Origin of the sequence: Mesorhizobium sp. M5C.F.Ca.IN.020.29.1.1 (assembly GCF_003997375.1) — a bacterium.
Lineage (GTDB): Bacteria > Pseudomonadota > Alphaproteobacteria > Rhizobiales > Rhizobiaceae > Mesorhizobium > Mesorhizobium wenxiniae.
The window spans coordinates 1-10,109 of the sequence record NZ_RZSW01000207.1 but is presented as its reverse complement, the minus strand read 5'-3'; the positions used below and the strand labels follow the sequence as shown (position 1 = coordinate 10,109).

Here is a 10,109-nt window from a genome sequence, read left to right as displayed (position 1 = left end):
GTTCTATGATTGCCCCCTCTCCGTCTCGGGCTTCGCCCGACCCACCTCTCCCCCGCGTTGCGGGAGCGAGGAACCAGAGATAGCCATGACCACCTTCACTCCCTCCACCGCAGCCGAAACCCTCTCCACCGTTGCCTGGGCCGCCGCCGAAGACTCGCCGCTCGAAATCCTCGGCCATGGTTCCAAGCGCGGTATCGGCCGTCCGCTGCAGACCGAGCATACGCTCGACCTGTCGAAACTGTCCGGGGTGACGCTCTACGAGCCGGCCGAACTGGTGCTGTCGGCCAAAGCCGGCACGCCGCTCGCCGACATCGAAAGCCTGCTTGCCGAAAACGGCCAGCAGCTGGCCTTCGAGCCGCTGGATTATGGCCCGCTGCTCGGCGGTGAGTTAGGGCGAGGCACGATCGGCGGCGTGCTGGCTGCGAACCTTTGCGGCCCGCGCCGGCTGAAGGCGGGGGCGGCGCGCGACCATATTCTCGGCGTAGCGGCAGTTTCCGGTCGCGGCGAGGCCTTCAAGTCCGGCGGCCGCGTCGTCAAGAACGTCACCGGCTACGACCTGTCGAAACTCATGGCCAACAGCTGGGGCACGCTTGCCGTCCTCACCGACGTCACCTTCAAGGTGCTGCCATCAGCCGAGACCGAAGTCACGCTCGCTCTGCGCGGCCTGCTCGACGATCATGCCGCCGCCGCCATGGCGCTGGCGCTCGGCTCCAGCGCCGAAATCTCGAGTGCGGCCCATCTTCCCGAACGCGTCGCCGCGCGGGTCGCCGGCGGCAGCCTCGGCAATGCCGCGGCGACATTGCTGCGCGTCGAGGGGTTCGGCCCGTCGGTCGCCTACCGCATCGCCGCGCTGAAAGACCTGCTCGGAAATGCCGGCCCGCTCGAGGAGATTTCGGGCGATATCTCGCAGTCCGTCTGGCGCGACATCAGAGATTGCGCGCCGTTTGCCGACGGCCTGGAAAAGCCGGTGTGGCGCGTGTCGATGGCGCCGGCGCAAGGTCACCAGATGGTGCTGGCGCTGCGCATGCAGGCGGCGGCCGATGCCTTCTATGACTGGCAGGGCGGACTGATCTGGCTGCGCATGGATGAGCATGGTGATCCCGAAGCCGATCTTCTGCGCGGCCTGGTGAGACAGTATGGCGGCGGCCATGCGACGCTGGTGCGCGCCGCGCCTTCGCATCGCGCCGCTGTGCCGGTGTTTGAGCCGCAGGCGCCGCAACTGGCAGCGTTGTCGGCGCGGCTCAAAGCCGAATTCGATCCTAAGAATATCCTCAATCCCGGCCGTATGGCGCCGGCTGCAAGCTCTGCTACTCTTGGCACCGCAACCGAGGGAGCAGCATTATGAGCGACATCAATCCAGGCCCGACCGATTCAGGTAAACCCGCGCCGCGCCAGACCGACCGCTGGCTGGAGCCGGGTTCGACCAACGCGCTGGTCATCTACATCCTCTATCTCGCCAGCCTCGTCATCGGCGTCACCGGTATTGCCGGCATCGTGCTGGCCTATATCAACCGCGGCAAAGCAGGCGGCTTCGTCGAGAGCCACTATACATTCCTGATCCGCACCTTCTGGATCGGCCTGCTTTATGCGTTGATCTCGGTTGTGCTGATGATGGTGGCGATAGGCGTCGTGCTGATGTTCGCCGTCGCCGTCTGGTTCATAGCCCGCTGCATTCTCGGCCTGCAGGCGCTTCAGCGCGGCGAGCCGGTCAAAGACCCGGAAAGCTGGTTCTTGGGATTATAGGATTTTTGCGTGCAGACCAATTTTTCGCTTGCCCAGCTTGCCGATCCGCATGTCGCGGAATCGGAGAAGATCCTGCGCAAATGCGTGCATTGCGGCTTCTGCACGGCCACCTGCCCGACCTATGTGACGCTTGGCAACGAGTTGGATTCGCCGCGCGGGCGGATCTACCTGATCAAGGACATGCTGGAGAACGGTCGCCCCGCTGACAAGCAGATCGTCACCCATATCGACCGCTGCCTGTCCTGCCTCGCCTGCATGACAACCTGCCCGTCGGGCGTCAATTACATGCATCTGGTCGACCACGCCCGCGTCCATATCGAGGAGACCTACAGGCGCTCGCCGCTCGATCGGCTGATGCGCGCCATGCTGGCCTTTGTCCTGCCTTATCCCTCGCGCTTTCGCGCTGCGCTCAAGCTGGCGAGGCTCGCGCAGCCATTCGCCGGTCTGTTCGAAAAGATCCCGGCGCTGAAGCCGCTGGGCGCGATGCTCAAGCTTGCCCCGGCGTCGGTTCCTGCGGCCTCGCCAATGGCGTCGCCGGGCGTCCATGCCGGCCAGGGCGCAGCAAAAAACGGCCGCGTCGCCATTCTCACCGGCTGCGCACAATCCGTGCTCGATCCCGGCATCAACGACACGACGATCGCGCTGCTGACGCGGTTGGGCGTCGAGGTCGTGGTTCCCGAGGGTGAGGGCTGCTGCGGCGCGCTGGTGCATCACATGGGCCGCGAGGGGGCAGCGCTTGCCTCGGCCAGGCGCAATGTCGACGCCTGGACGCGCGCCATCGACCAGGGAGGGCTGGATGCAATCGTGATCACCGCGTCGGGCTGCGGCACCACCACCAAGGACTACGGTTTCATGCTGCGCCTCGATCCGGCCTATGCGGAAAAGGCGGCGCGCGTGTCGGCGCTGGCCAAGGACATCACCGAATATCTCGTGAGCCTCGACCTGCCCGAGCCGGTGCGCAAGCCCGGCACGATCGTCGCCTATCACTCCGCCTGCTCGATGCAGCACGGCCAAAAAATCACCCGCCAGCCGAAGGAGCTTCTGGCCAAAGCCGGCTTCATCGTGCGCGAACCTCGCGAGGGGCATTTGTGCTGCGGCTCGGCCGGCACCTACAACATCCTGCAATCCGAGATTTCGGCTCAGCTGCGTGACCGCAAGGTCAGGAATATCGAGGCGACGGGTGCGGAAATCGTCGCCACCGGCAACATCGGCTGCATCACCCAGATCGCCTCTGCCGCCAAATTGCCGGTGGTGCACACGGTAAAACTGCTCGACTGGGCCTATGGTGGACCGAGGCCGGAAGGCGTTCCGGACAACAGGGCAGTCGTGGCAGCGGAGTGACGGGACAGTTCTGAGGCGAGCCCCCTCATCCGGCCGCGGAGCCTGTCCTCGGGCTTGCCGGAGGCAAGACCCGTGGGCTGCCACCTTCTCCCCGTTGGGGACAAGAGACTGGTGCCGACCTTGAAAGCCGCCTCTCCCCTCGGGAGATGTCAACCGAGCGAAGCGGAGGCTGGGTGAGGGGGCCTGCCGCTACGTGCCTATTCCGCCGCGAGCTTGTCCACCACACCGTAGGCCGCCTGGTAGCGTGCGCGTTGGCGGCTGAGCGCCACCATCGTGTTGCGCAAAAGAATCGCCACGGTGATCGGGCCGACGCCGCCCGGCACCGGCGTGATCCAGGATGCGACATGCTTGACGCTCTCGGCGTCGACGTCGCCAACGATGCGGCTCTCGCCGTCCGGTCCTGTCTCGGCATTGATGCCGATGTCGATGACGGCTGCACCCGGCTTGACCATGTCGGCCTTGATCAGCCGCGGCTTGCCGACGGCGACGAACAGCGCATCGGCACGGCGCGCGTGCGCTGCCACCGAGCGCGTCATGTGATGGCAGACCGTCACCGTCGCGCCCTTGCTCATCAAGAGGAAGGCGATCGGCTTGCCGACGATCTCGGAGTGGCCGACGATGACGACCTCGAGCCCCTTCAGATCGAGGCCGGTCTCCTTGAGCAGTTCGACCGAAGCGGCCGCCGTGCACGGTGCAAGGTCGAGCTGGTTGTAGACGATGTTGCCGATCGAGGCCGGGTGCATGCCCTCGACGTCCTTGAGCGGATGCACCGCCGCCTGAAGCGTCTTGATCGGGATATGCACCGGCACCGGCCGCTGGATGATGATACCGGTGACGCGCGGATCGGCATTGAGACCGTGGATTGCTGCTTCGAGTTCGCCGGCGGTGATGTCGGCGGCAAACCGTCTTTCCTCGAAATCGATGCCGGCCAATGCCGCCTTGGCGCGCTGGTTGCGCACGTAGACGTCGACCGCAGCGGTGTCGCCGACAGTGATCGATATCAGTTTGGGCGGAAAACCTTCTGCGGTGGCGATCGCTGCATCCTCGCGCACCGAGGCGATGATGCGTTGGGCGACCGGGCCGCCTTTGAGATAGCGGCTGTCATCGGACAGGGGCATGTAGATTGGCCTTTGTCAGGGAACGTTGCAGCCGACATAGCAAAATAACGAGAAGAATGGCAGCGAGAATGCGAACCGCCATACCCCGGGCGCGACCTACCGGTCTAAGCTGACCCCTGTCAGACGTGATCCTGTCGCGTCCTAGAAACAGAAAGGGCAGCGCGGTTTGCCGCGCCGCCCTTTCTTGACTGGCCGCATCCCCACACGGCCCGTCCCCCGTATCCGATGATCCAGAGTCTTCTGAACAGAATCGGCAACAAAATCAACTGCAGATTACATCACCACAACCGTCGTGCCAACATCGACCCGCTCATAGAGGTCGACGACGTCCTCGTTGCGCATGCGAATGCAGCCCGACGACACGGCGCCGCCGATCGTCCAGGGCTGGTTGGTGCCGTGGATGCGGTAGAGCGTCGAGCCGAGATAGAGCGCGCGCGCGCCGAGCGGGTTCTCGACGCCGCCGGCGACATAGGTCGGCAGATAACGGCCGTTGGCGGCCTCGCGCGAGATCATCTGCGCCGGCGGTCGCCATTCGGGCCAGACCTTCTTCTGCGAGATCTTGTGCTTGCCGGCCCATTCGAAGCCCGGCTTGCCGGTGCCGACGCCATAGCGCCGCGCCTTGCCGTTGTTCTCGACCAGATAAAGGAAATTCTCCCTCGTATCGATGACGATCGTGCCCGGCTTCTCCGGACCGTCATAGGCGACCTCCTGCGGCAGGTAGATCGGGTTGATCTGCGGCCGCGCGAGCAGGCGCTTCTTGGCCGGCGCCTGCATCGCCGCCGTATGCAGCTGAGCCGGTTGCGCCTGCCTTTGAGAACGGCCCTGCGGCTTTTGCATCTCTTGCCGGTTCTGGCGGACGATGCCCGGCGCGCGGCCAAGCTGCAGCACCCAGGGCGCCGAAAGGTCGGGGCTCACCATCACTGGCGGCCTGTCGGCATAGCGGTCATTGGCGCTGGAGGATGTAGCGGCAGCGGCCAGTACGGCCGCGGCGCCGAGCAGCGGGAACAAAAGTGTCTTCATCGGAACGCACCTTGATCATCGAACACGCCGGGGCCCAAAAGGGTCCCCGATTTCGCGGACATTGGGCGCGGAGCGGCAACCGAAACGTGAATCGGAATGCGTAAAATGCTCCATTGTCAGTAAACCTTTCGGTGTGGTTACCGGCCGGTTCAGGAATCTGGTAAAGCCGCGGTAAAGGCAGCGCTGAGGCGCATTAACGAATGGAATTCCGCCATGGATGAGAAGACAGGCCTGCTCGCCGGACCCGATGGTATCGCGCGCTGCTTCTGGCACGGCAATCTGCCGGATTATTTGCACTACCACGATCATGAATGGGGCCGGCCGGTCACCGACGACCGCAAGCTGTTCGAAAAGATCTGCCTCGAAGGCTTTCAGTCGGGCCTGTCCTGGCTGACCATATTGCGTAAGCGCGAGAATTTTCGCGAGGCGTTCGCCGGCTTCGATGTCGACAAGATCGCCGCCTTTACCGACGAGGATATCGAGCGCCTGCTCGACAATGCCGGCATCATCCGCCACCGCGGCAAGATTGTCTCGACCATCAACAACGCTAAGCGTGCGCGTGAATTGGCCGACGAGGCCGGTTCGCTGGCGGCCTGGTTCTGGAAGTTCGAACCCGGCCCCGACGAACGGCCCGAAATCGTCGATCTCGCCCATCTGCGCGCCAACCCGACCACGGCGGTTTCCGTGCGGATTTCGAAAGAGCTGAAGAAACGCGGCTGGAGCTTTGTCGGCCCGACCACCATCTACGCCTTCATGCAGGCGATGGGGCTGGTCAACGACCATCTCGAAGGCTGTGTCTGCCGCGAGCAGGTCGAGGCGGAGCGCAGGGCGTTCAAGCGGCCGAAGTAGCTTCCTCACCGCGAAGCGGGCGATAAAACTCAAGCGCCGCCGGCGCCGGCCAGAAAAAGCGCGGCAACGATGGCCGCCACAGTGGCAAAAGCCGGATAGATCACCAGCAGGCCGGTCATCAGCGCATCGCGCATGGTCGGTCGTTTGCGCTCGTCCGCGGCGACCTCGAATGGTCCCGCCGTTTGGCCTGCCGGCCTCGGTGCATGACTATCGGCCCGTCGCAGCCGGGGCAGATCGCGGGCACCGCTGTCGATGATGTCGAATTCCCGTGCCGTGGTCATGGCCCGAACCCCTTGTTTCGGCGCGCTTTATCGGCTGCGATTGTGTCGGCACAATGCCGCGGTTATGGCGGAATTGTTTCGTTTATCGCGTGGTTTGTTTCAGGCAGGGTGCAAACCCTTGCCGGTCCGGACAGGTTCGGTTAGGACACGCCCACTCGAAATAAGTCATCGATTACGTAGCAAAAAAGACCCATGCCATGGCCGACAAATCGGAAAAGATGAAAGCGCGGCTGCCGCGCGGGCTTGTCGACCGCGGCGCCGAGGACATCCGCGCCGTCGAGAAGATGATGGCGACGATCCGCGCGGTCTATGAGCTTTACGGCTTCGAGCCGGTCGACCAGCCGATGATCGAATACACCGATGCGCTGGGCAAATTCCTGCCCGACCAGGATCGGCCGAACGAGGGCGTATTCTCCTTCCAGGACGACGATGACCAGTGGCTGTCGCTGCGCTATGATTTGACCGCGCCGATGGCCCGCTTCGTCGCCGCGAACTTTGAGCGTCTGCCGAAACCCTATCGCAGCTACCGCTCCGGCTGGGTGTTCCGCAACGAGAAGCCCGGCCCCGGCCGCTTTCGCCAGTTCATGCAGTTCGATGCCGACACGGTCGGCACGCCGGGTGTGGCGGCTGATGCCGAGATGGCGATGATGATGGCCGACGTGATGGAGGCGCTGGGCATCAAACGCGGCGACTACGTCATTAGGGTCAACAATCGCAAGGTGCTCGACGGCGTGCTCGAGGCGATCGGCCTCGGTGGCGACGAGAACGTCGGCCGCCGGCTGACGGTGCTGCGGGCGATCGACAAGCTGGACAAGCTTGGTCCGGAAGGCGTGCGGTTGCTGTTAGGACAGGGCCGCTGGGATGGGGGCAGGGAAGGCGAGGGAGATTTTACCAAGGGTGCGGGGCTGACCGGTCCTCAAATTGATAAGTTGGAAGCGACGGTGCTGTTCTTCGCTACCGGAGCTCGATTCACAAAGTCAGAAGGGATCGCTGCTGAGGACGATTTCATTTTGGACGGAAGGGAAGCGAACGATCCAGAGGCGCTGTGTCTCAGTAACAAACATCTCGTGCAGATGATCCGAAACCGTGGAGCCGACAATCAGACAGGTCAGGAGGCGGCGAATGAACTCGATACGCTGGCTTCAATTTTTCAATCTAGCGGTTATGGAACAAAACGAATTCTGATCGATCCTTCCGTCGTTCGTGGTCTCGAATATTATACCGGTCCGGTCTACGAAGCCGAGCTCCTGGCCGAGATCTCCAACGAAGAGGGAAAAATCGTGCGCTTCGGCTCGGTTGGCGGTGGCGGGCGTTATGACGGCCTCGTCTCGCGCTTTCGTGGCGAGCCGGTGCCGGCGACCGGCTTTTCCATCGGCGTCTCCAGGCTGATGACGGCGCTCAAAAACCTCGGCAAGCTCGACACGTCGGACGTCGTCGCGCCGGTCGTCGTGCTCACCATGGACAAGGACACAGAAAGTCTCGGACGCTACCAGAAGATGGTGGCCGAGCTGCGTGCCGCCGGCATCCGCTCCGAAATGTATCTTGGCGGCGCCGGCATGAAGGCGCAGCTCAAATATGCCGACCGTCGCGGCAGCCCCGTCGCCATCATCCAGGGCGGCGACGAGCGCGCCAAGGGTGAGGTGCAGATCAAGGACCTGATCGAGGGCGCCCGCATGTCGGCGGAGATTGCGGACAACGCCGAATGGCGCGCCGCACGCCCGGCGCAGGTGACGGTGGCGGAAAGCGAGCTGGTTGGCGAGGTGAGGAAGATACTCGCTGCGCAGGCCGAGGAGCGAGCGCGTGGCAAGTAGAGGTCGCGTTTCATCGCGCCCCCCTCTGTCCTGCCGGACATCTCCCCCACATGGGGGGAGATCGCCAGCTTCACCGGCGGCTCCATCCGTTCAGTGTCGGCGATTGGCGAAAGCGGCGACGACAGCCGATTTCCCCCCATGTGGGGGAGATGTCCGGCAGGACAGAGGGGGGCGCCATAGAACGCTAACCTCCGCACTCCGTCCAGCACCCGCTGCGCGCCAATCCACCTTCTCCCACACTGGGAGAAGGGAAGGGCGTCTGCCATGACCTCCCGCTACCCCGCCATCGCATCAGACATCACAAAACTCTTCGCCGCGCGAAACACGCATGCGGTCGAGGTGGCAGTGCTGCAGCCAGCCGACCCATTCCTCGACATGGCGGGAGAGGATCTGCGCCGCCGCATTTTCCTCACTGAAAGCGAGACCGGCCTCACACTTTGCCTGCGGCCCGAGTTCACCATTCCGGTCTGCCTAGACCACATTGCCAGCCAGGCCGGCACGCCGCGCCGTTATTCCTATCTCGGCGAGGTGTTTCGCCAGCGCCGCGAGGGCGGCAATGAGTTCTTCCAGGCCGGCATCGAGGATCTCGGCGATGGCGACATCGCACAGGCCGACGCTCGTTCGCTGGCCGATGCGCATGCGCTGCTTTCGCTGGTGCTGCCGGACCAGGCACTGGCGATCACGCTCGGCGACCAGACCATATTCGAGGCGGTGCTCGCCGCGCTCGGCCTGCCGCGCGGCTGGCGCATGCGGCTGGCGCGGGCTTTCGGTTCGGCGGCGATGCTGGAGGCAGCGCTTGCCGACCTCGCCAACCCGACACGCAACGGCCAGCTCGCCGGCCCAGTCGCTGCCCTTGTCCTCAATGGCGACCTGGAAGGGCTTTCGTCGCACATCGCCGGCGGCATGGAGCAGGCGGGTCTGTCCGCGTCGGCCGGGCGGTCGCCGGCCGACATTGCCAGGCGGCTCATCGAAAAGGCCGAACTGCGCAGCGTGCGGCTATCGAACGAGGCGTTTTCGGCGCTGAAGGATTTTCTGGCGATCGACGTAGCGCTTGACGGCGCCGCACAGGCGCTCGAAACGTTCGCGGCCGGCGCCGGGCTTTCGCTTGGCGCGGCGCTGGACAATTTTTCCGCACGTGCAAAGTCGATCGAAGCTCTTGGCCTGCCCACGGCAAAAATCCGCTACGACGCCGCCTTCGGTCGTCCGCTCGACTATTACACCGGTCTGGTCTTCGAGATCGCGGCGGAAAACGGCGACCGGCCGCTGGCCGGCGGCGGCCGCTATGACCGCTTGCTGACGCTGCTCGGCGCGAAAACGCCGATCCCCGGCGTCGGCTTTTCCGTTTGGCTCGACCGCATCGAAGCGTTGCGGGAGAAGGCGCAATGATCACGCTGGCGATCCCGTCGAAGGGCCGGCTCAAGGAGCAGGCGCTGGAGGTGCTGGCCAAGGCCGGGCTTGCCGTCAGCCTGCCCGGCGACGAGCGTAAATACCGCGCCCGCATCGAAGGTGTGGAGAGCGTAGAGGTGGCGTTTCTGTCGGCGTCCGAAATATCAGGCGAGATCGGCCAGGGCTCGGTCGACCTCGGCATCACCGGCGAGGATCTGTTGCGCGAAAGCCTCGCCGATTGGGAGGCGCGTGCGGAGATCGTCGCCCGCCTCGCTTTCGGCAACGCCGATGTCGTGGTGGCGGTGCCCGACATCTGGCTCGATGTCGATACGATGGCCGATCTCGACGATGTCGCCGCCGATTTCCGACAGCGCCACGGCAGGCGGCTCAGGATCGCCACCAAATACTGGCGGCTGACGCAGCAGTTCTTTTCGCAAAAGCACGGTATCCAGGTCTATCGCATCGTGGAGAGCCTGGGCGCCACCGAAGGCGCGCCGGCGGCGGGATTGGCCGATGTCGTCGTCGACATCACCACGTCAGGCTCGACGCTGCGCGCCAAC

10 protein-coding genes are annotated in these 10,109 nt (G+C 64.3%); 7 read left to right on the top strand and 3 right to left on the bottom strand.

Features of this window, described 5'->3' with window-relative positions:
• Positions 1–85: 85 nt before the first annotated feature.
• The 3 genes from EOA85_RS17750 to glcF are packed head-to-tail and all read left to right on the top strand — an operon-like array spanning position 86 to position 3,084.
• The gene (locus EOA85_RS17750) at positions 86–1,345 is read left to right on the top strand and encodes an FAD-binding protein (protein ID WP_127210592.1); all 1,260 of its coding nucleotides are present in this window, start codon (positions 86–88) and stop codon (positions 1,343–1,345) included.
• Complete coding sequence (locus tag EOA85_RS17745) at positions 1,342–1,743, top strand: hypothetical protein (protein ID WP_127210591.1); 402 nt, start codon at positions 1,342–1,344, stop codon at positions 1,741–1,743. The genes EOA85_RS17750 and EOA85_RS17745 overlap by 4 nt, the downstream gene beginning before the upstream one ends.
• A 9-nt stretch (positions 1,744–1,752) precedes the next feature.
• A complete protein-coding gene (glcF, locus tag EOA85_RS17740; RefSeq protein WP_127210590.1) occupies positions 1,753–3,084 on the top strand; it encodes a glycolate oxidase subunit GlcF in 1,332 nt (443 codons plus the stop codon).
• A 197-nt stretch (positions 3,085–3,281) separates the two neighbouring features.
• On the opposite strand, the gene EOA85_RS17735 is transcribed toward glcF, so the two are convergent.
• Positions 3,282–4,202, bottom strand: coding sequence for a bifunctional 5,10-methylenetetrahydrofolate dehydrogenase/5,10-methenyltetrahydrofolate cyclohydrolase (locus EOA85_RS17735; protein WP_127210589.1), 921 nt, complete (start codon positions 4,200–4,202; stop codon positions 3,282–3,284).
• 273 nt (positions 4,203–4,475) lie between these two features.
• The gene (locus EOA85_RS17730; protein WP_127210588.1) at positions 4,476–5,222 is read right to left on the bottom strand and encodes a L,D-transpeptidase; all 747 of its coding nucleotides are present in this window, start codon (positions 5,220–5,222) and stop codon (positions 4,476–4,478) included.
• A gap of 213 nt (positions 5,223–5,435) precedes the next feature.
• Here EOA85_RS17730 and EOA85_RS17725 point away from each other — a divergent pair, with 213 nt between their 5' ends.
• On the top strand, positions 5,436–6,071 hold the full coding sequence (locus tag EOA85_RS17725) for a DNA-3-methyladenine glycosylase I (RefSeq protein WP_127210587.1): 636 nt from the start codon (positions 5,436–5,438) through the stop codon (positions 6,069–6,071).
• Between the two features lie 29 nt (positions 6,072–6,100).
• Here EOA85_RS17725 and EOA85_RS17720 read toward each other — a convergent pair whose 3' ends face one another.
• On the bottom strand, positions 6,101–6,352 hold the full coding sequence (locus EOA85_RS17720; protein ID WP_127210586.1) for a hypothetical protein: 252 nt from the start codon (positions 6,350–6,352) through the stop codon (positions 6,101–6,103).
• A 197-nt stretch (positions 6,353–6,549) separates the two neighbouring features.
• Between EOA85_RS17720 and hisS the strand changes: the two genes are divergently transcribed.
• From hisS to hisG, 3 genes are all read left to right on the top strand, one after another.
• Positions 6,550–8,163 carry a histidine--tRNA ligase gene (gene hisS / locus EOA85_RS17715; RefSeq protein ID WP_127210585.1) on the top strand — a complete coding sequence of 538 codons (1,614 nt, stop codon included), beginning with the start codon at positions 6,550–6,552 and terminating at the stop codon, positions 8,161–8,163.
• Between the two features lie 264 nt (positions 8,164–8,427).
• Positions 8,428–9,549, top strand: coding sequence for an ATP phosphoribosyltransferase regulatory subunit (locus tag EOA85_RS17710; protein ID WP_127210584.1), 1,122 nt, complete (start codon positions 8,428–8,430; stop codon positions 9,547–9,549).
• Positions 9,546–10,109 (top strand): ATP phosphoribosyltransferase (gene hisG / locus EOA85_RS17705; protein ID WP_127210583.1); only part of this gene is annotated, 564 nt, incomplete at its 3' end. The genes EOA85_RS17710 and hisG, both read left to right, overlap by 4 nt.